Source organism: Corynebacterium sp., assembly GCF_030538285.1.
Classification (GTDB): domain Bacteria; phylum Actinomycetota; class Actinomycetes; order Mycobacteriales; family Mycobacteriaceae; genus Corynebacterium.
The window spans coordinates 1-19,033 of record NZ_JAUNUG010000026.1 but is presented as its reverse complement, the minus strand read 5'-3'; the positions used below and the strand labels follow the sequence as shown (position 1 = coordinate 19,033).

24 protein-coding genes are annotated in these 19,033 nt (G+C 66.4%); 14 read left to right on the top strand and 10 right to left on the bottom strand.

Annotated features, from left to right (window positions below; translation table 11 throughout):
- Window positions 1-23 precede the first annotated feature (23 nt).
- Window positions 24-1,178, top strand: a complete 1,155-nt coding sequence (locus Q4G50_RS09510; protein ID WP_303377423.1) for a CaiB/BaiF CoA-transferase family protein — start codon at window positions 24-26, stop codon at window positions 1,176-1,178.
- Here the strand turns inward: Q4G50_RS09510 and Q4G50_RS09505 are convergent.
- Entirely contained in the window at window positions 1,175-1,876 is a 702-nt protein-coding gene (locus Q4G50_RS09505; RefSeq protein WP_303377422.1) for a FadR/GntR family transcriptional regulator, read from the bottom strand. The two genes, Q4G50_RS09510 and Q4G50_RS09505, sit on opposite strands and share 4 nt — an antisense overlap.
- A 64-nt stretch (window positions 1,877-1,940) precedes the next feature.
- Here Q4G50_RS09505 and Q4G50_RS09500 point away from each other — a divergent pair, with 64 nt between their 5' ends.
- The 3 genes from Q4G50_RS09500 to Q4G50_RS09490 are packed head-to-tail and all read left to right on the top strand — an operon-like array spanning window position 1,941 to window position 4,665.
- Window positions 1,941-2,690, top strand: coding sequence for a (Fe-S)-binding protein (locus tag Q4G50_RS09500; protein ID WP_303377449.1), 750 nt, complete (start codon window positions 1,941-1,943; stop codon window positions 2,688-2,690).
- Window positions 2,684-4,081, top strand: coding sequence for a LutB/LldF family L-lactate oxidation iron-sulfur protein (locus tag Q4G50_RS09495; RefSeq protein WP_303377421.1), 1,398 nt, complete (start codon window positions 2,684-2,686; stop codon window positions 4,079-4,081). The genes Q4G50_RS09500 and Q4G50_RS09495 overlap by 7 nt, the downstream gene beginning before the upstream one ends.
- Window positions 4,078-4,665, top strand: a complete 588-nt coding sequence (locus tag Q4G50_RS09490) for an LUD domain-containing protein (protein WP_303377420.1) — start codon at window positions 4,078-4,080, stop codon at window positions 4,663-4,665. The genes Q4G50_RS09495 and Q4G50_RS09490 overlap by 4 nt, the downstream gene beginning before the upstream one ends.
- A 530-nt stretch (window positions 4,666-5,195) precedes the next feature.
- On the opposite strand, the gene Q4G50_RS09485 is transcribed toward Q4G50_RS09490, so the two are convergent.
- Window positions 5,196-5,897, bottom strand: a complete 702-nt coding sequence (locus tag Q4G50_RS09485) for a DUF3800 domain-containing protein (protein ID WP_303377419.1) — start codon at window positions 5,895-5,897, stop codon at window positions 5,196-5,198.
- Between the two features lie 490 nt (window positions 5,898-6,387).
- On the opposite strand from Q4G50_RS09485, the gene Q4G50_RS09480 reads away from it, so the two are divergent.
- From Q4G50_RS09480 to Q4G50_RS09465, 4 genes are all read left to right on the top strand, one after another.
- A complete protein-coding gene (locus tag Q4G50_RS09480) occupies window positions 6,388-6,942 on the top strand; it encodes an NADPH-dependent FMN reductase (protein WP_303377418.1) in 555 nt (184 codons plus the stop codon).
- A gap of 89 nt (window positions 6,943-7,031) precedes the next feature.
- Window positions 7,032-8,258, top strand: coding sequence for a D-arabinono-1,4-lactone oxidase (locus tag Q4G50_RS09475; protein WP_303377417.1), 1,227 nt, complete (start codon window positions 7,032-7,034; stop codon window positions 8,256-8,258).
- Window positions 8,255-8,635, top strand: a complete 381-nt coding sequence (locus Q4G50_RS09470; protein WP_303377416.1) for a sensory rhodopsin transducer — start codon at window positions 8,255-8,257, stop codon at window positions 8,633-8,635. The genes Q4G50_RS09475 and Q4G50_RS09470 overlap by 4 nt, the downstream gene beginning before the upstream one ends.
- Complete coding sequence (locus Q4G50_RS09465; protein WP_303377415.1) at window positions 8,635-9,759, top strand: FUSC family protein; 1,125 nt, start codon at window positions 8,635-8,637, stop codon at window positions 9,757-9,759. The genes Q4G50_RS09470 and Q4G50_RS09465 overlap by 1 nt, the downstream gene beginning before the upstream one ends.
- A 22-nt stretch (window positions 9,760-9,781) precedes the next feature.
- Here Q4G50_RS09465 and Q4G50_RS09460 read toward each other — a convergent pair whose 3' ends face one another.
- Together Q4G50_RS09460 and Q4G50_RS09455 are read right to left on the bottom strand one after the other, a co-directional pair.
- Window positions 9,782-10,792, bottom strand: coding sequence for an App1 family protein (locus tag Q4G50_RS09460; RefSeq protein WP_303377414.1), 1,011 nt, complete (start codon window positions 10,790-10,792; stop codon window positions 9,782-9,784).
- Between the two features lie 34 nt (window positions 10,793-10,826).
- Window positions 10,827-11,399 (bottom strand): LppP/LprE family lipoprotein, encoded by a 573-nt coding sequence (locus Q4G50_RS09455; protein ID WP_303377413.1) that lies wholly within the window; start codon window positions 11,397-11,399, stop codon window positions 10,827-10,829.
- Window positions 11,400-11,431: 32 nt separating this feature from the next.
- On the opposite strand from Q4G50_RS09455, the gene Q4G50_RS09450 reads away from it, so the two are divergent.
- Both Q4G50_RS09450 and Q4G50_RS09445 read left to right on the top strand, forming a co-directional pair.
- Window positions 11,432-12,094, top strand: a complete 663-nt coding sequence (locus Q4G50_RS09450) for a DUF1801 domain-containing protein (protein ID WP_303377412.1) — start codon at window positions 11,432-11,434, stop codon at window positions 12,092-12,094.
- Between the two features lie 33 nt (window positions 12,095-12,127).
- Window positions 12,128-12,652, top strand: a complete 525-nt coding sequence (locus tag Q4G50_RS09445) for a hypothetical protein (protein WP_303377411.1) — start codon at window positions 12,128-12,130, stop codon at window positions 12,650-12,652.
- On the opposite strand, the gene Q4G50_RS09440 is transcribed toward Q4G50_RS09445, so the two are convergent.
- Together Q4G50_RS09440 and Q4G50_RS09435 are read right to left on the bottom strand one after the other, a co-directional pair.
- Window positions 12,649-13,155: a GNAT family N-acetyltransferase gene (locus Q4G50_RS09440; protein WP_303377410.1), complete on the bottom strand. Its 507-nt coding sequence runs from the start codon at window positions 13,153-13,155 to the stop codon at window positions 12,649-12,651. The two genes, Q4G50_RS09445 and Q4G50_RS09440, sit on opposite strands and share 4 nt — an antisense overlap.
- A 194-nt stretch (window positions 13,156-13,349) precedes the next feature.
- Window positions 13,350-13,904, bottom strand: coding sequence for a DNA-3-methyladenine glycosylase (locus Q4G50_RS09435; protein WP_303377409.1), 555 nt, complete (start codon window positions 13,902-13,904; stop codon window positions 13,350-13,352).
- A gap of 32 nt (window positions 13,905-13,936) precedes the next feature.
- On the opposite strand from Q4G50_RS09435, the gene Q4G50_RS09430 reads away from it, so the two are divergent.
- Together Q4G50_RS09430 and Q4G50_RS09425 are read left to right on the top strand one after the other, a co-directional pair.
- Entirely contained in the window at window positions 13,937-14,515 is a 579-nt protein-coding gene (locus tag Q4G50_RS09430) for an HAD family phosphatase (RefSeq protein ID WP_303377408.1), read from the top strand.
- Window positions 14,494-15,030 carry a gamma carbonic anhydrase family protein gene (locus Q4G50_RS09425; RefSeq protein ID WP_303377448.1) on the top strand — a complete coding sequence of 179 codons (537 nt, stop codon included), beginning with the start codon at window positions 14,494-14,496 and terminating at the stop codon, window positions 15,028-15,030. The genes Q4G50_RS09430 and Q4G50_RS09425 overlap by 22 nt, the downstream gene beginning before the upstream one ends.
- On the opposite strand, the gene Q4G50_RS09420 is transcribed toward Q4G50_RS09425, so the two are convergent.
- Together Q4G50_RS09420 and arsB are read right to left on the bottom strand one after the other, a co-directional pair.
- Window positions 15,020-15,415, bottom strand: coding sequence for a low molecular weight phosphatase family protein (locus Q4G50_RS09420; protein WP_303377407.1), 396 nt, complete (start codon window positions 15,413-15,415; stop codon window positions 15,020-15,022). The two genes, Q4G50_RS09425 and Q4G50_RS09420, sit on opposite strands and share 11 nt — an antisense overlap.
- Window positions 15,412-16,473, bottom strand: a complete 1,062-nt coding sequence (gene arsB, locus Q4G50_RS09415; protein WP_303377406.1) for an ACR3 family arsenite efflux transporter — start codon at window positions 16,471-16,473, stop codon at window positions 15,412-15,414. The genes Q4G50_RS09420 and arsB overlap by 4 nt, the downstream gene beginning before the upstream one ends.
- Before the next feature lie 51 nt (window positions 16,474-16,524).
- Here arsB and Q4G50_RS09410 point away from each other — a divergent pair, with 51 nt between their 5' ends.
- Entirely contained in the window at window positions 16,525-16,839 is a 315-nt protein-coding gene (locus Q4G50_RS09410) for a helix-turn-helix transcriptional regulator (protein WP_303377405.1), read from the top strand.
- A gap of 1 nt (window position 16,840) precedes the next feature.
- On the top strand, window positions 16,841-17,797 hold the full coding sequence (locus Q4G50_RS09405) for an FAD-dependent oxidoreductase (RefSeq protein ID WP_303377404.1): 957 nt from the start codon (window positions 16,841-16,843) through the stop codon (window positions 17,795-17,797).
- Here Q4G50_RS09405 and panC read toward each other — a convergent pair.
- Both panC and Q4G50_RS09395 read right to left on the bottom strand, forming a co-directional pair.
- On the bottom strand, window positions 17,760-18,611 hold the full coding sequence (gene panC, locus Q4G50_RS09400; RefSeq protein WP_303377403.1) for a pantoate--beta-alanine ligase: 852 nt from the start codon (window positions 18,609-18,611) through the stop codon (window positions 17,760-17,762). The genes Q4G50_RS09405 and panC overlap by 38 nt on opposite strands.
- Window positions 18,608-19,033, bottom strand: a 426-nt coding sequence (locus tag Q4G50_RS09395; protein WP_303377402.1) for a 3-methyl-2-oxobutanoate hydroxymethyltransferase, incomplete at its 5' end; no start/stop codon positions are given. The genes panC and Q4G50_RS09395, both read right to left, overlap by 4 nt.

Below are 19,033 nucleotides of genomic sequence, written 5' to 3'. Positions count from 1 at the left end.
CCATTTCGGAAGGGAACCCCGCAGTGAACACCTCCAATCCCGCTCTGCCGCTCGATGGCATTACCGTTGTCTCCATCGAACAGGCCGTGGCCGCCCCCTTCGCCACCCGCCAGCTCGCAGACCTGGGTGCGCGCGTCATCAAAATCGAACGTGATACCGGCGACTTCGCCCGCACCTACGATGAGGCCGTCGACGGTGACGCCAGCTTTTTCGTCTGGCTCAACCGCACCAAGGAGTCCGTGGTGCTGGACATGAAGAGTGATAAGGGGCGCCAGGCCCTACGCGCCCTGCTTGAGCAGGCAGATGTATTTGTCTCCAACCTCAAGCCCGGTGCCGTCGAGCGCCTCGGCTTCGGCTCCGAAGCCTGCCATGAGTTCAACCCGGGACTCATCCACTGCTCTATCTCCGGATACGGTCCGGGTGGTAGTTACACCGACCGCAAGGCCTATGACCTCATCATTCAGTGCGAGGCCGGAATGGTATCGGTGACCGGCACGGAGGGGACACCCTCCAAGGTGGGTCCGTCCATTGCGGACATTTCCGCTGGTATGTACGCCTTCTCGGGTGTCCTTGGTGCGTTGCTGCAGCGCGGGAAGACGGGCGAGGGTGCAGTGCTGGAGATCTCCATGCTCGAGAGTCTCGGCGAATGGATGAGCCAGCCGCACCTCTACGCCAACAACGGCGGCAAGTTGCCTAAGCGTACCGGCGCAACGCACTCCACCATCGCCCCCTATGGGCCGTTCCCGGCCGCGGACGGCAATGTCTTCTTCGGTCTACAGAACGAACGTGAGTGGGCGGCGTTCTGCGAGAGTGTCATTGAGCGTCCCGAGCTGGGCACTGATCCCCGCTTCACCCCCAATGCGCGGCGTGCGGAGAACCGCGAGGAACTCACGGAGATCATCGAGTCCGCCACCAGGCGCCTCACCGCTGCGGAGCTGCTCGAGCGTCTCGATTCGATCGGTATCGCGAATGCGCGTCTGCGCAACATGTTCGAGTACAACGACCACCCGCAGCTGGCGGAACGTGACCGTTGGCGCGAGGTGATCACCAGCACGGGTTCCAGCGCGCGTGCGCTGCTGCCCTCGTCGTTGCCTGTGGGTGTGGAGCCGCGCTGGGGCAAGGTACCAGCCCTCGGGGAGCACACCGACGCGGTCCTCAAGGAGTTCGGCCTGGACTAGCTTCCCAGCTCCGGGAATTCGGTGATGTGGGCGCGCAGCAGAGTGGCAGCGCGCTCACCGTCGTCTGCTTCGGTGGCGGCCAAAATCGCCCGGTGTTGTTCTTGCAGATCACGCCTGATGGACGCCCAGTCATCGAGGGTGGCCACCTTTTCCCGCAGGTAGCCCACGGTTGCTTCGCGCAGCGAGCCCATCATGGTTTCCACCACCACGTTGCCGGCCAGGGAGGTCAGCAGGATGTGGAATTGGGCGTCAAGGGCGTGGAACTCGGCGGTGGGGATGCCGGGGTGATCCATCTGATCGAGCAGTTCCCCGGCCTGGCGCAGGATTTCCGCGCGGTCGACGTGTTCGGGGGAGGGGGTGCGGGCGGCCTGGGTTTCCAGCAGCACGCGGGTATTGACGAGGTCGGCGACGGGCAGCGCCTGCGTCGCCACGTGCATCCGCAGCGCCCAGGCCAGCGCGGCGGAAGGTTCGGAGATGACAATCGCCCCGGCGTTGGGCCCGGAGCCGACGCCGGAACGGACGAGCCCCATAGCGTCGAGGATGCGGGTGGCCTCGCGTACCGACGCCCGCGAAATCCCGAACTGTTCCGCCAACGCCCGCTCGCCCGGCAGTTTGTCTCCGACGACGATGTCACCGGAGCGCAGTTGGTCCTCGAGCCAGTCGAGAACGACAGAGTAGGCGCGCGGAGTACCAGTCATGAACCTGATTCTAGCCAGTACGATGGACCCGGATGTGCTTTACGTCACGCTTCCGGGAGATTTCATGAAAATTGCGCTTTTCGCCACGTGCATCGTCGACGCGATGTTTCCCCGCGTGGCCATCAGTACCACCCGCATCCTCGAACGCCTCGGCCACGAGGTCATCTTCCCCGCAGGTCAGGGCTGTTGTGGGCAGATGCACGTCAACAGCGGCTACCTGGCCGACGCCCTGCCCGTCGTGCGCAATCACGTCCGTGCTTTCGAGGACGCTGATGTCATCGTCGCCCCCTCCGGTTCGTGCGTTGCCTCCGCCCGCCACCAGCAACCAATGGTCGCTCGCGCTGGCGGCGACACCGGCCTCGAGCAGGCCGCCACCGACGTCGCCGCCCGCACATTCGAGCTGTCCCAGCTGCTTATCGACGTCCTCGGCGTCACCCATTCCTCCCAGCTCAGCTCCTATTTCCCTCACGCGGTCACCTATCACCCCTCCTGCCACGGTAAACGTTTGTTGCAGCTGGGCGACCGCCAGCTCTCCCTCCTTCGCACCGTCGAAGGCATCGACGTCCACGAGCTTCCCGACGCCGCCGAATGCTGCGGCTTCGGCGGCACCTTCTCCTTCAAAAACCCGGATGTCTCCGGGGCGATGGCCGAAGCCAAAATCAACAATGTCACCGCCTCCGGTGCCGATATCTGCACCGGCGGCGACGCCGCCTGCCTCCTGCACCTGGGTGGGGTGATGGAGAAACGGGGCGTCGATAAGCGGACCGTTCACTTCGCGGAAATCCTCGCATCCACCAAGGAGCAGCCATGGTAGGCACCGGAAACCTCACGACACCCCTGCCGTTTCCCGTCGTCGCGCGGGAGGAAATGAAAAACGCGCAGATGCGTGCCAACATCCGGCATGCCACCCACACCATCCGCGGGAAACGTGCAGCAGTGGTCGAAGAATTGCCCGATTGGGAGGAACTGCGCACCGCTGGCTCGGCAATAAAGGAGTCCGTCATGGCGCGGCTGCCCGAACTCCTCGAGCAGTTCGAGCGCGAATTCACCGCGCGGGGTGGTGTGGTGCATTGGGCGCGGGATGCGGCGGAGGCGAACGCGATCGTCGAGAAGCTGGTGCGCGACACGGGCGAAACCGAGGTGCTCAAGATCAAATCCATGGCCACCCAGGAGATCGGGCTCAATGAACACCTGGCGGCCGCGGGGATCAGCGCGATTGAGACCGACCTCGCCGAACTCATTGTCCAGCTCGGCAATGACAAACCCTCACACATCCTCGTCCCCGCCATCCACCGCAACCGCCGCGAGATCCGCGACATCTTCGCTCCTCACATGCCCGGGCCCCTGACAGATGAACCCCGCGTGCTGGCCGAGGCCGCACGAAAACACCTGCGTGAGAAATTCCTGCGCGCCAAGGTCGCGGTGTCGGGAGCCAACTTCGGGGTGGCATCGACAGGGACGCTCGCCGTCGTCGAATCCGAGGGCAACGGGCGGATGTGCCTGACGCTGCCGGAAACGCTCATCACGGTGATGGGCATCGAAAAGATCGTGCCGACATTCGAGGACCTGGAGGTGTTCCTGCAGCTCCTGCCGCGTTCCTCCACCGGCGAGCGGATGAACCCCTACACCTCCCTGTGGACCGGTGTCCACGACGGCGACGGTCCCCGCAACGTTCACCTCGTACTGCTGGACAACGGCCGCTCGAGCGTGCTGGCGGATGAGGCCGGACGCTCCGCGCTGCACTGCATCCGCTGCTCCGCCTGCCTCAACGTCTGCCCCGTATATGAGCACGCCGGCGGCCACGCCTACGGCTCGACCTACCCCGGGCCCATCGGCGCGATCCTGTCGCCGCAGCTCACGGGCCTGGAATCGGAGCACAACGCCTCGCTGCCCTTCGCCTCCACCCTGTGCGGCGCGTGCTACGACGTGTGCCCCGTGAAGATCAATATTCCCGACATCCTCGTGCACCTGCGCGCCCGCTCCGTGGAAGAGGTGGAGAAGCCCGGCCAGATGACGGTGCTCATGAAGGGTGCCTCGCTGGTCATGCGCTCCGGGCGCGTCATGTCCCTGCTTGAGCGGGCCCTGCCGCTCGCGCGCTTCCGCATCAGGTGGTTGCCCGGCCTGGTGGGCGGCTGGACGCAGCAACGTAGCGTGCCCAAGCCCCCGCAGCAATCCTTCCGCCACTGGTTCAAGGAGAATCGATGAGTGCCCGCGCTGACATCATGAACCGCCTGCGTGCGTCCCTGTCCGACGCCCCGGCCGCCCCCGAGGTCCCGCGTGCTTATCGACGCTCCTCCGCCCGCAGCCCGGAAGAGGTCCGCGAGATGCTCGTCGACCGCCTCGTGGACTATCGCGCCGCGGTGCACACCGCGGTCGAGGCAGACCTTCCGGCGCTGCTCGACAGCCTCATCACCGGAGCCGTCGTGGTACCGGACGGCCTCGACCCCACCTGGCTGCCCCTGGCCGAGGAGGTGACCGATCCCCTGGACGCGGCGTGCGTCGTGACGAGTTCGACCGTGTCCTGCGCGGAGACCGGCACCATCATCCTCACCGGACAGCCCGCGGAAGGCCGCCGGGCCCTGTCGCTCATCCCCGACCACCACATCTGCATCGTGCCTGCTGAGACGATCGTGGAACTGTTCCCGGAGGCCTGGGAGCGCGTCATCGCCGCCGGGCTCGAGGGCCCGATCACGATGATCTCCGGACCGTCGGCCACCTCCGACATCGAACTCGAGCGCGTCGAAGGCGTCCACGGGCCGCGTCAGCTGGACGTGGTGATCCTCGGGTAGGGGCTGGTCAGCTCACCGCATCGGCGGTGCTGTTGATGCGGTGCAGTTGAGATTTCAGGTGAGATTCACCGCCTATGGTTCGCCGAACGACGTCACCACGTCGCCGACGCCGGTGAACACCAGGCGCCCGTTGCGGGCGAGCATGTCGACGACTCATCGTACGAATCCGATCTGATTCGCAGTCAGGGTCGTACCGTGGAGCAGGTCGGCGAATTCTGCCCGGATAGTGCTCTCTTTCATGCCCACCAAACGGCAATGGAACGCCGGAATCGAGTCGCCGCCGGAGGTTGTCGCGCAGTTTCCCTATGTCTTGCCGGCTGGCATCAGTGAGTGGCCGCGCGCCGGGCCAGTGCTGCGCACTGCTGTGCCCCCACCGTGCTCGGGCTACTTCTGCTTAGGAGCACTCTAACAGGGGTTTTCCCATTGACTGAGGGTGCTCCTTGCTGTAATAATGAGGCTTCAAAGGTTCCACCCCGCTGATAAGAGCCCCTGGGCTCTCCGGTTCCCCGGTAGGCGGGGTGGTCGCATTCTCACTGGTTCCGCGACCAGTAGGGAGTATGACCAGACTGGAACAGGTTGAACTCGCTCCAGTCGGCGAGGGACATCAGTTCCCGCGCGTGTTCTGGATCTCCTCTCTCCACCTTCCGGTACCAAGCCCACGAGAAATAGTCTGCGATCTGACCGTTGAGGTCCTGTTTTACCGGATGGAAAAGCACACGGTAGGGAATGGGGAGAGCGCCGAGTTGAGGTTTCAACAGTTTTAGAAACGCGGCCTGCTTCTTTCCAGTCAGGACGGAGTCAAAGACAAGGACCACTTGTTCGATCTGGCTGAACTCTGGGCGGCACTGAGTCTGGTAGATCCACCGGCCCATCGACTTTCCGAACTGCCCCAGAAGAGAGATTTCGTCCTGGAGTTTCGGATGTGTGTATGTCTTGTCGATCCAGAGCGTGTGCGCGCCAATGCAGTCAATGCTGCCGATGGTGTCGATGACCCTTTTCCGTGTCCCGCGCGAGTTGTTGGTGGCGTGGAACTCGACATCTTCGCTCCCGGCGGCTAAGAGCGAGTATTTCAGCGACTGCATAGTGAATGCGGAGATGGCGGGCGTGACTGTGTAGACCGCCGTCAATACAAAATGCTGGGAACCACGGGGACCAAACTGCATGTCACCGGACTCATCCAAGAAGACGAACGAAGTTGACGGGTGGCTCGTACCGGAAGAGATTTCGTTCATGGTTTCAGACGGTACTTGACAGCTGTGCACGTGCTTTTTGGCTTGGTGATGTGGATGAGTATTTCGCATCCTGGAGGTTTGATGCACGGGCAGTGAATCTGTAACCCCACGGGAACCCCGTTAACGAGCGCGGCCTGGAGTACAGCTAAACCGGTCAGGGCGAGAAGAGCGAGGACGGCCAACCGAAGATTGCCGGAGAGCATATCGTGGATAGGTTGCGGATTCATGGACCCGGCATGCCCTGTCGTTTGAACATGAATGTGAGGCTGGGGAACCGGCGTGCGTCGACAAGCGAATCTGTCGCTGCAAGGAACGTGGGCGCGGATCCGACTGCGAAAATTCAAGGAAGCTTACGCGTGCACCTGCCGGAACCTGCCGAGATCCGCACCGGCATGCCTCGCGGGAAATATGTACCGTGGGTCCCAGCAGCGCCTGTAGTGACAAGGCTGCGGGCGCTGGTCCACCAAGTACATCAACGTAAGGAACAGCAATGACCCGTATCGCCGTCATCGTCGGCAGCACCCGCCCGAACCGAAACGCCCCGGCCGTCGCCGAGTGGGTGTTTGAGAACGCGCAGAACCGAGCGAATGCCGAGTACGAGCTCGTCGACATTGCCGACTTCGACCTCCCGCTTCTCGACGAGCCCATGCCCCCCGCCATGGGCCAGTACGAGAACGAGCACACGAAGAAGTGGGCGGAGAAGATCGCCTCCTTCGATGGCTACATCTTTGTCACCCCCGAGTACAACCACTCCGTGCCGGGCGCGTTGAAGAACGCCGTCGACTACCTCTACGCCGAGTGGAACAACAAGGCCATCGGCTTTGTTTCCTACGGTTCCGCCGGCGGCACCCGCGCGGTCGAGGCGTGGCGCCTCATTGCCGCCGAGCTGCAGATGGCCGATGTCCGCGCCCAGGTGTTCCTCACCTTCGGCAACGATTTCGCCTCCATGACCGAGTTCGCCCCGTCCGAGGGCTCCACCGAGGCCCTCGATTCTGTCTACGAGCAGGTCGAGACCTGGTCGAAGGCGCTCAAGACCGTCCGCTGAGGTCGGCAGGTACGGTGGGGCACGTATAAGCACGTGTTCATGGGCCGGACGGCCCGCCCCGACCTGCCGGAAGTGGGAATCAGATGTTCATGCAGTCGCCTCGCCAGGACGACGTGCATTGTCAGAACTGGTCCGAGACGATCTCCTTCACCGTGCGCGGAAAGATCAGCCCGCGCTCGGAGGAGGAGGTCGTCGACCTCGTGCGCTACGCCAGGCAGGAGGGATTGACCGTCCGGCCCATCGGGTCGGGCCATTCCTCCACCCCGGTGATGGTGACGGAGGACCTGCTCGTCAGCTTCGAGAACATGAGCGGGGTGACGGCCACCGACACCGACAAGTGCCTGGCCACCGTGCTTCCCGGCACCGGTCTGGAGGACCTGGGGAAAGAGCTCGAGGATGCGGGCCTGGCCCTGGAGAACTACGGGGACGTCAACTACCAGACCATCGCCGGCGCGATCGGCACCGGAACGCACGGTACGGGGGAGCGGCTGCGCAACGTCTCCGCGGACCTGGTCGGGGGCCGCCTGGTCACCGGCAACGGTGAGGTGGTCCCCTTCGGGCTTGATGCGGGGGAGGCCACGGACTCCGAGCTGACGCGTGCGGCCCAGGTGTCGCTGGGCACCCTCGGCATCTTCACCTCCCTTACGCTGCAGGTGCGGCCCGCCTATGACCTGCACCGCCGCAACTACATCACCCACATCGACTGGGCCCTGGAGAACTTCGACCGCCTCACCTCCCGATACCGGCTCGTCGACTTCTACTGGTATCCGCGCAGCGACCTCGCCCAGATCCGTGTGCTCGATGAGCCGGGCAACCTCGATGACCTGGACATCCCCGGCGAACTGAAGACGGAGACCCGCGGGCCCTCGCACCAGATCATCCCCAATGACCGCCAGCTGAAGTTCGATGAGATCGAGTACATGCTGCCGCGCGAGGTCGGTCTGGACGTCTTCCGGAAGGTGCGCGAGCGGGTCAAGCGGAAGCACCGGAAGCATGTGGCCTGGCGGGTACTGGTGCGCACCATCGCACCGGACAGCGCGATGCTGTCCAATGCCCGGGAGCGCGACACCTTGACCATCGCCCTGCTGCACAACGCGGCACTGGAACACGACGAGTACTTCCGTGACATGGAACCGCTGTTTCTCGAGGCCGGTGGACGCCCGCACTGGGGCAAGAAGCACACCCGCACGGCCGCACACCTGCGTGAGATGTACCCGGAGTGGGACCGCTTCCAGGAGATCCGCCGGGAGCTGGACCCCGACGGCATCTTCCTCAACGACTATCTACGTACCCTGCTCGGAGAGGATGATCGATGACCGCCATCATGGGACGGACCCAGTGGGCCTTCGCGGCCGGCCACATGCCCGACGGCTCAACCGGGCGGGAACCGGAGTTCACCAGCCGCGATGAGCTCTGCCTGCTCAACACAAGCACACAGGAGGCCTGCGCGGAGGTGACGGTCTTCCACGCCGACAAGGACCCGGTCGGCCCCTACCGGATAGAGGTGGCGGCGCAGCGTGTGCGCCACATCCGGATCAACGATCTCGTCGATCCAGAGGCGATCCCGCTCGGGGAGCCCTACGGTTTGAGCGTCACCAGTGATGTCCCGCTGGTGATCCAGATGCGGCATCTGGACACCCGCCAGGCCGAACTCGGTGTCGCACTGTCCTCCGGGTTGCCCGGAGACAGCTGATGGGGGCGGGCCCGCGATGGCGCGGCGGGGTGCGGGCAGCGGTGCGTCGCGTACGCGCGCACGCCGTGTCCCTGCTGCTCGCCGCGACCGCCGCCGGTGTGGCCTTCTTCGTGGCGGGCCTCGTCGTCGGGCCCGGTGACGCGGTGTTCGCGCCGGTGGCGGCGGTCGTCGCCACCGGGCTGTCCGCCGGTCAGCGGGTGCAACGCGCCACCGAGATCTCGATCGGCGTGGTGCTGGGCATCGTGGCCGCCGACCTGCTCACCCGCCTCATCGGGCTCGGCCCCCTCCAGCTCGCGCTCGCGGTGCTGCTCGCGATGGCCGCCGCTGTCGCGGTCCGACCCAGCGGGCTGATGTCCAATCAGGCGGCTGTCGCAGCCGTGGTCGTTGTCGCGCTGGTCCCGCTTCTCGACGCCGACCCCTGGGTCCGCGTCGTCGACGCCCTCATCGGCGGGGCGGTGGCGGTGGTCCTCAACGCCGTGGTCCCCGTCGACCCCTACCGTTCCGCCCGGTCCGCGGTGAGCGGGGTGGTCGAGGACTACTCGGCTGTCCTCCGGCGGCTCGGCGGCAGCCTGCGCACGGGCTCGCTCAGCGAGGCGGAAGCGTCCCTCAACGACATGAGCTCGCTGGACAGTGTCCGCGATGACCTTGGTGATGCCCTCGCCGCCACCCGCGAGCGCATCATCCTCAGCCGCACCACACGCCGGGAGCGGAGGCAGAGCATCCGGGGTTTCGAAGCTGTCGCCGAGCGGGGCGACATCCTCGTCGCGACGGGTCGTGGGCTGTGCCGCGCCGGGGCGAACCTGGTGCGCCACGCGGGCGAAACCTCGGGGGTCACCGATCAGGTGCGCCGGGGGCTGGCGAGGGCGGTCGATGAGCTCGTCGTAGCCGTGGAGCAGCTGCCCCGGCTCGACACCGAGGAGGGGGCGGACCGTGCCCGGCAACTCGCGCTGCAGGCCGCCACCACGGCCTCCGGGCAACGGCCGGTCACCCAGGCGTCGGCCGTGATGGTGGGACAGATCCGCTCCGCCGTGGTTGACGTTTTGCGGATCACCGGCCTGGAGCAGGCCGCCGCCGTCGCCTGCCTCGAGGAGGCGGCGGGGCGGGCCGACGTGGACGGGTGGTGACGCCGGGGGCGTCGATAAGCACCTACGTCAGGAAAGGATCCTTCCGGTACTCCGCGAGAAGTTCGTGTCCGTCCTCGCCGAGGAGGGTGCGCACGCCGTAGACCTCCTCGCGGCGGGCCTGCGCGAGCGGAGCGGCGGTGCCGTGGGAGAGCACGTGCTCCTGGGGGCTGAGCTGGCGGATCGCCATGCCGGCGACGCGGTCGGGGTGCTCGAAGATGAAGTCGCCGTAGGTGAGGGGGTCGTGCTGGCCGTCGTCACCCACGAGCAGCCACTTGATCTCGGGGTATTCGATGATGAGGTTGCGCAGCTGCACCTTCTTGTGCTCGACGCCCGAGCGGAACAGGCCGGTGGGGGTAGGGCCCCAGTCGGTGAGCAGCAGCGGGCCCTTCGGCAAACCGTGGCGGTCGAGGAAGTTCACTAGGGTGTCGAAGGTGTTCCACGCGCCGGTGGAGAGGTAGAAGACGGGGGTCTCTGGGTGGTCGCGCAGGAGCTCGGCGTAGAACTCGGCCATGCCGTCGACGGGCTGGCGGGTGTTGGTCTTTTTCACCCACGAGTTCCAGGCGGCGAGCATGGCGCGCGGCAGCCAGGTCACCAGGACGGTGTCATCGATGTCGGAGATGAGACCGTACTTCGCGTTCCTATCCACAATGTGGACCTGTGCCTTCGTCGGCTCCGCCCCCTCGGCCTCGATCGTGGCCTCGTGCCAGCCGGGTTCCAGACCATGATCGTGCACGAGGACATCCAGGTAGCCCTGGTCGTTCGTGTGTGACTCGATGGTCTTTTCGCCGAAGTGCACCGTAATGGGGACCTCCTCCAGCGAGTAGGTGATGAACTGGCGCCACCCGCGCTGGACCTCAGTGGACGGCGGCTCCGGATCCTGCAGGGTGAGACGCCCGAGGACGTGGACCCGCTTTTCACTGCCGTAGCCGTAGAAGCCGGTGATGGTCGGCTGCCAGCCCTTCGCTTCTTTTCGACGCACTCCCACGTCGTTGATCTTGCCTTCAATCGTGCGCGCAATATCGGCGATTCCCATGCTCCGAATATTACGTGATTATCCGGTGAAGAAATCAGCGGAGGAGATCCAACTGCGTATCGCTTGGGCCCTCACCGGCGACCCGGAGCTGGGTGCCCTCAAGCGTGTACGAGGCTTTAAACGGGGCGGTGAAAGGGTCGAAGTAGTTCTCGCCCCAATCGCGCCACGTGACGGTGAGTTCGTTGTCGGCCGCACGCTCGACACCCACCAGGCGGGCCCGCACCACCGGGGCAGGCTCGGTGATCAACTCCGACCCAGCGAAGAAAATGACCGCCTCTGACTGGGTCTCGCCTGCACCGGGCCCGGGGGCTTGTTCCTGGCCCCAGATGCCCGTCAGCTGCACCCAGCTCAGTTGAGCGCAGGGATCGAAGTGGTCGGCGACGACATCGAAATGCCACCAGGCGCCGGTGTCAGCGGTGTCGGTTGCCGCGATCCGCCCGGTGTTGAGGTGCCGCCCGAAACCGGTGGCTGCCAGCGCGGTGTCCCGACAGGATTCCTCCGCGGTGGCAGCCGTGGTCAGGGTCGGTTCCGGCGGGGCGGGGGAGCTCGTTCCGCAGGCGGTGAGGATGAGGCCGACGATGAGGAGAGCGGGCGTCGATAAGCGCATATATACATCTCACCACATCTAGGATGGCCGCTATGAACACTTCCTTCACACAGGTTCCGGGGGTCGGTCGGCCGGCCCGCGACGCCTTGACCGCCGCCGGCTACCCCGACGTGGCATCCCTCGACGGTGCCGAGTGGGAGCAAGTGCTGGCACTGCACGGTGTGGGTGTGCGGGGTCTGGAAAGGCTCCAGGCGGCGCTGCTCGAACGCGGCCTGAGCATGTCCGGAGCCCCCGAACCGGAACAGCGGACCGCGGAGTGGAGCCGCGGCAATACCGGTACCAACTCCCCGGACCTCAAGACGGCGAAGACGCAGGAGTCGCCGGAAAGCTACGTCGAGAAGCTGGAGGGGCGCCGCCGGGAACACGGGAAACTGCTTCTGGAGATCTTCTATCGTGCCACCGGGGAGCAGCCGGTGATGTGGGGGCCGAGCATGATCGGCTACGGGCAGACCCACTACAAATACGCCACTGGCCGGGAGGGGGACACCTTCCACGTCGGCTTCAGCCCGCGGAAAGCGAAGATCTCCCTGTACGGCTTGCAGGGGCTACCGCGTTCGGAGGAACTGCTGAGCAAGCTGGGGAAACACCAAACAGCGGTGTCGTGTGTGTACGTGAACAAACCGGAGGACATTGACCTCGACGTCCTCGAAGCACTGATCCGGCATGCCTGGGAAACTGATCCGGGGAGCTGCTAAAACAACTCCCCAACAACTCTGCAAAGGAACACCATGACTGACACTTTTCTTAACTATCCCGGCCTCACCGTCCTCCGCGACCTCCTCGGCGCGCAGTTACGCGCTTTCGGCACGGACCTGGAACTCGACGACCAGGTCGGTGCCTTCGGGGCGTGGCTGGACACCGATCGCGGCGTGGTGGAGCTGGAATTCGTCGAGCAGGTCGTGGATTTCGCCGACGGCGAGCGCGTCGAGTCTGTTCTGGAGGCCCGTGCGGGCGTGGCCGACGGCGAGGCCAATGACCTGGTCGGCACCATCACCGGAATCGACCGGATCCAGGACAAAGTGGCCCTGATCAACAAACTCAGCGGGGAGCAGGAATGGGAGTGGTGGCGCGACTCCGGGATCCGGGTGCAGCTGGATACCGGCCAGCAGCTGGTCATCCACTGCAAGTCCCCGGTGAGCATTGAGGTGGCTATGCTCACCGGCCCCGACGTGCAGCTGCCGACACCGCCGCGCGACTACCAGGAAGGTGAGAAGCGGCGCTACGACTACGAGCGTCGCGAAGTTGCCCTCTAGCCCAGGAAAGCCTCGTGGTAGGTGACGGTGCCGGTGGGCAGGGCATCGGCGGCCAGCGGCCGGGCCCGGCAATACTGCTGCTCAATAAGTGGGAACTCCAACTTTGGCGCCTCCACAAACACGAAACGCTCCAGGAATGCCGGGTCACCGACGGACACGGCACCGGCCGCGCCCATCTCCCGCAGCTCATCGAGTGCGCGCTGCATGAGCAGCGAACCGATGCCCTCGCCCTGGCGCTCCGGGGCGACGCTGATCGGCCCGATATGGAACCAGTTCGCGGTGCCGTCGCTCATCGTCACCGGCGACGCCGCGATGTGGCCCACCAGTGATGCGCCCTTGACCGCCATGAACGAAAAGGTCAGCGCGTCAGTGTCGCGGAGCCTTTCGACGATCTCCGCTTCCCGCTGCCGTGAATAGGGCTTGTCCGCGAACGCCCGGGACGTGAGATCACGGATCGCCGGGATGTCTGCCTCGGCCTCGCGGCGAATGGTGAAGCTATTCATGCCCTAAGCATACGACCTTCAGAGTCGGGCATCTGGGTCAGGAAGCTCAAGGAACTCCTTGCCGCCGGCAGAAAGGACGAAACGACCTGCAGTGAGGTCCTTGAGGAGACGGGGTGAGCTCACCCCGGAATTCCCCAGCAGTTTGGACATATTCCCCTCTTTTGTCCAAGTTGAGCAGTTCTGGTGCGGGGAGTTTAGCTATTGCGCCGCGGCCGCCCACGCCTGCCGGAGACGCTCGTATCGCCGGGGATCCAGAAACGCCAAGGCGCGTCGACGTTCTTCGAGATACCGATCCGCGGCCCCGCCACCCACTCCGGTGCCTCCTCCGGCAGTTCCAGCGTCACCGGCGTGCCATTGTCCTCCAGCGATAAACCCAGCGTCTTCCCCAGGTTGCCGGGGCCGGAAGCGAGGCGGGCGGCGGGGACGTCACCGCGGCGTCGATAAGCAATATCGTGTCCGGCAACCACCTCCCCGGCCCGCAGCAGACACCCCTGTCCCGTGCCCTCCGGGGCGCAGACTATATTGCCCGCCAGGTGGATGCCGTAGGAGAGGTAGACGTAGAGCCGGCCCGGCGGGCCGAACATCGCGGCATTGCGCGGGGTCATGCCGCGGTAGGTGTGGGCGGCGGCGTCCTCCGCGCCGAGATAGGCCTCCACCTCGGTCAACCGCACAGACACACCGCCGTGGGTGATCACGCAGCCGAGCAATTCGGGGGCGACGACATCGGCCGGGCGGGAGAAATCGATCATGGCGCCCCAGTGTATTTACGTAGAGTGGGGGCATGAAAGCTGTGTTGTTCGACCTCTTCGGGGTGCTGCTGCACGAGCGCACCGACGCGGGACGGCGCCGCGTGGAACGCGCCGTCGGTGGGGACGCGGCCATCTGGCCCATCTACGAAGACCTGCGCCCCGCCTATGATTCCGGCGACGTCAGCGACGAGCGCTTCTGGCGCCAATTGCAGGTACGCGCCGGGCTCGAGCCCTTCGACATCAGCGAAGCCGTCGCCGCCGACTGGGAATCCTTCATGGAGGAGGACCCCGAGATGGTCGAGCTGGCGCTCTCGCTTATCGACGCCCGCGTCCGTACCGGCGTCCTCTCCAACCTCCCCGCCGGCCTGGCGAAACGCGCCCGCGCCGAACACGCGTGGCTGGGGAGCTTCGATGCGGTGACGATGTCCTGCGATATCGGCCTCATCAAGCCGGATCCGCGGGCCTTCGCCGTCGCGCTCGACGCCATGGGGGTGGCGGCGAAGGATGTACTCTTCGTCGACGCGGACCCCGCCAATGTCGCGGTCGCCGCCGAGTTGGGTATGCCGACCGTGCGTTTTGACGGCATTGAATCAGTCAAGGAGGCACTGTGATAATCGAGTTCGAGGGCAAGGCTCCCCGGATCCACCCCTCGGCGTGGATCGCGCCGACGGCCGTCATCATCGGCGACGTCGAGATCGGGCCGGACAGCTCCGTGTTCTACGGCTGCGTCCTCCGCGGCGACGTCAACACCATCCGCATCGGCGCCCGTACCAACATCCAGGACAACTCGGTGCTGCACGTCGACCGGGACGCCCCCTGCACCCTCGGCGATGACGTCACCGTCGGGCACATGGCTCTCGTGCACGGCACGACCGTGGGGGACGGGACGCTCGTCGGCATGAAGTCGGCGCTGCTTTCGCGCTCGGTCATCGGCTCGGGTGTACTCATCGCCGCCGGAGCCGTGGTGCTCGAGGGCTTCGAGGTCCCCGACCGCACGCTCGCGGCCGGCGTGCCGGCGAAGATTCGCCGGGAGCTGGAGCCGGAGCAGTACGAGGGCTTCATCCCGCACGCCGGCCGCTATGTCGACCTGTCGAAGCGGCACGCGGCGTTGGACGCTACTCGGTGACGAGTGACTGCACGCGGGCGTCGATGTCGTCACGCACGAGGCGCATGCGCTCCATGCCGGTGATCCCGCGCTCGGAGGGCTCGTCGGTGACCCAGCGCTCGAGCCCTCCGGTGGCGTCCTCAGGGAGTTCCAGCTGGGCGTCGGCTCCGAGGATGATGACGTGGTCGACGCGGCGCAGCAGGTCCTCGTCGACAGCCTTCGGGGTGCCGCCGGACATGTCGGCGCCGATCTCGGCGATGGCCGCGACGGACTCGGCGTTGAGCCTCGACCCCGGTTTCGTGCCAGCGGAGTGGATCTCCCAGCCGGGGGCGTGCTTCTCCGCCAAGGCGGCGGCCATCTGGGACTTGCCGCCGTTGCCGACGCAGATGAACAGGACAGAACTCATGAGTGCACCAGTTCCTTCTCGGAGGGGAGTGAGGGGTCGCCGGGGTAGAGGCGCGGCCCCAACCACAGCATGAAGTAGACGAGGCCGACGAGCACAGGGACCTCGATGAGGGGGCCGATCGTGCCGGCCAGGGCCTGCGGGGAGGTGGCGCCGAAGGTGCCGACACTCACCGCGATCGCCAGCTCGAAGTTGTTGCCCGCCGCGGTGAAGGCGACGGCCGCCGACCTCTCGTAGTTGAGGCCGACGATCTTCGTGGCCGCCACGGAGATGAGGAACATGCCCACGAAGTAGCCGAGCAGAGGAATCGCCAGGCGGGCGACGGTCCACGGCTGGCTGGTGATCTTCTCGCCCTGCAGGGAGAACAGTAGGACGATGGTGTACAGCAGTCCGATGAGCGCCAGCGGGGAGATCCTCGGGATGAACACGGTGTTGTACCACTCGCGCCCCTGGAGGCGTTCGCCGAACATGCGGGAGGCCGCGCCGGCGGCCAGGGGGATGCCGAGGAAGACCAGTACGGAGATGACGATGGACCAGAAGGAGAACTCCGCGGCGGTGGTGGGCAGGCCCAGCCAGGTGGGCAGGATCTGCAGGTAGAACCATCCGAGGACACCGAACATGAGGATCTGGAACACCGAGTTCACGGCGACGAGCACGGCGGTGGCCTCGCGGTCACCGCAGGCCAGGTCATTCCAGATCAGCACCATGGCGATGCAGCGGGCCAGGCCGACGATGATGAGGCCGGTGCGCAGCTCGGGCTGGTCGGGCAGGAAGATCCAGGCCAGCGCGAACATGAAGGCGGGGCCGACCAGCCAGTTGAGCAGCAGAGAGGTGATCATCAGAGGGCGGTCGGCGGTGATGCCGGCGGCCTTGTCGTAGCGCACCTTCGCCAGGGGCGGGTACATCATTACGAGGAGTCCGAGGGCGATGGGCAGGGAGATCTGGCCGATCTCCAGGGAGCTGAGGATCTCGGCGATGCCGGGGACGGTCCGGCCGATGATGAGGCCGGCGGCCATGGCCAGCAGAATCCAGGCGGGGAGCCAGCGATCAAGGAAAGACATGGGAACCTCTCGTATTGATGGTTGTCAATGTGATCGTACTATGCTGGAGGCATGGATGACTGCTGCGCGCTCAACTCCGGCCCTCTCTCCGACGACGAGGCCGCCCACTACGCGAAGCTGTTCTCCTGCGTCGCCGAACCGGCCCGCCTGCGGATCCTCTCCGAGATCGCCGGCTGCGGCTGCGACCCCGTCACTGTCAATGAACTCGCCGAGCGCATCGGCCTCAGTCAGCCGACCATCTCGCACCACCTTAAGAAGCTCACCGAGTGCGGACTCATCAACCGCGAGCAGCAGGGTAAAACCGCCACCCACACCGTCGTTCCCGAGGCCTTCGCGGAACTGCGCGGCGTCCTCCAGTTGGACTGACGTGCACGAAGTTATCATCGTCGGCGCCGGGCAGGCGGGCCTCGCCACGGCGTACTACCTCCGTCGGCAGGGCATCACCCCGCTGCTTATCGACGCCCACCCCACCCCCGGTGCCGCCTGGCACCACGCGTGGCCGTCGATGACCCTGTTCAGCACCGCGGAGTTCTCCAACCTCCCCGGCATGCCGATGCCCGCCTACGACGGCTTCCCACCGGCCAGCCACGTCATCGACTACCTCGCCGCCTACGAGATACGCTACGACCTGCAGGTCGAACGGCCCGTCACGGTGGAGAAGGTCACCCACGACGGCGCCGCCTTCACCCTCCACGCCAGGGAACGGCAGTGGCGGGCCCGCCAGATGGTGGCGGCCACCGGCACGTGGTCCGCGCCCTTCGTGCCCGCCTACCCGGGCACGTTCGACGGTGAGCAGTGGCACTCGGCGAACTACCCGGGGCCGGAACGGTTCGTCGACAAGCAGGTCGCGGTGGTGGGCGCGGCGAACTCCGCGGCGCAGATCGCCGCGGAACTCAGTGAGGTTGCCGACGTCACCTGGTACACGCGCGCGGAGCCGCGGTGGATGCCCGACGACGTCGACGGGCGCGTGCTCTTCCGGCGCAACCGCCTGCGCGCCCTCGCGATCCTGCGCGGTGAGGACGACCCCGGGGCGGACTCGGACCTCGGCGACATCGTCGTCCTGCCCGCCGTGAAGGCGGCCCGCGATGCCGGTCGTCTGCCCACGACCCCGCAGTTCCGCAGCCTCGACGAGCTCACCGCCGAGCACCTCATCTGGTGCACCGGCTTCCGGCCCGCGCTGCGCCCCTTCCGCGGGGTGCTCGACCGGGGCCTGCCGCTGCACCTGGTCGGCTACGGCGACTGGCTGGGCCCCGGCTCAGCGACCCTCGCCGGCGTCGGCCCCTACGCTAAGCGCGTGGCGGCAGCAGTCGCACATTATCGATGAGGCGCGTCCCACCGACGTGGATCGCGGCGACCACAAGGGCGCCGTCGCCGACCTCGGTGACCGGCAGCAGCGTGGCGGCGTCGACGACCTCGAGGTGGTCGAGCTCCACGCCTTCGGCACCGCGCAGCGCGGCGCGGGCACCCTCGACATCGAGCGGCTCGCCCGCAGCGGCGCGTTCCCGCAGCGCCGCCAGGGTGCGCGGCAGCACGAGCGCCTGCTCCCGGGCCTCGGAACTCAGGTGCTGGTTGCGGGAGGATTCCGCCAGCCCGTCGGCGCCGCGGATGATGGGCACGGGGCGGATACGCAGGTCGAAGTTGAGGTCGGCCACCATGCGCTGGATGATCGCCAGCTGCTGGGCATCCTTCTCCCCGAAGTAGGCCCGGTCGGGGCGAACCAGGTGGAAGAGCTTGGCCACCACCGTGGTCACGCCGTCGAAATGCCCCGGGCGGGAGGCTCCCTCGAGGCGCTCGCCCATCTCTCCGGAACGCACCCACACCTGCGGCAGCCCGCCGGGGTACATCTCCTCGACCGTGGGGGCGAAGACGACGTCGACGCCGAGAGACTCCAGGTAGGCGACGTCGGAGTCGAGGTCGCGTGGGTAGTGGCGGTAGTCGTCGCAGTCGCCGTGATCGCTGAACTGCAGCGGGTTGACGAAGATGCTCACCACCACCGATCCGTTCTCCTCGGCGGCCAGGGACACCAGGCGGCCGTGGCCGGAGTGGAGGGCACCCATCGTGGGCACCAGGCCCACGGAGCCCTCCAAGTCCGCCACGGCGGACCGCAGCTGCGCGACCGTCCGCGCGACGACGGTCACTTCTCGTCCCCGAAGGACTCGGCGGCGTTGGGGAAGTCGCCGGACTCGACGTCGGCGAGGTAGGCGCGGGCGGCGTCGAGAAGCACGGAGCCCACGTCGGCGTACTTCCGCGCGAAACGCGGGGTGCGGCCGCGGGTGAGGCCGAAGGCGTCGGTCCACACGAGGACCTGGCCGTCGGTGTCCGGGCCGGCGCCGATGCCGATGGTCGGGATCTCCAGCTCGCGGGAGATTTCGCCTGCGATGCCCGCCGGGACCATCTCGAGGACGACGGCGAAGGCACCCGCCTCCTGCACGGCGAGGGCGTCCGCGCGCAGCTGGGCCGCCGCCGCGCCGCGCCCCTGGACGACGTGGCCGCCGAGGGCGTGCTCGGACTGCGGGGTGTAGCCGATGTGGGCCATGACGGGGATGCCGGCGTCGACGAG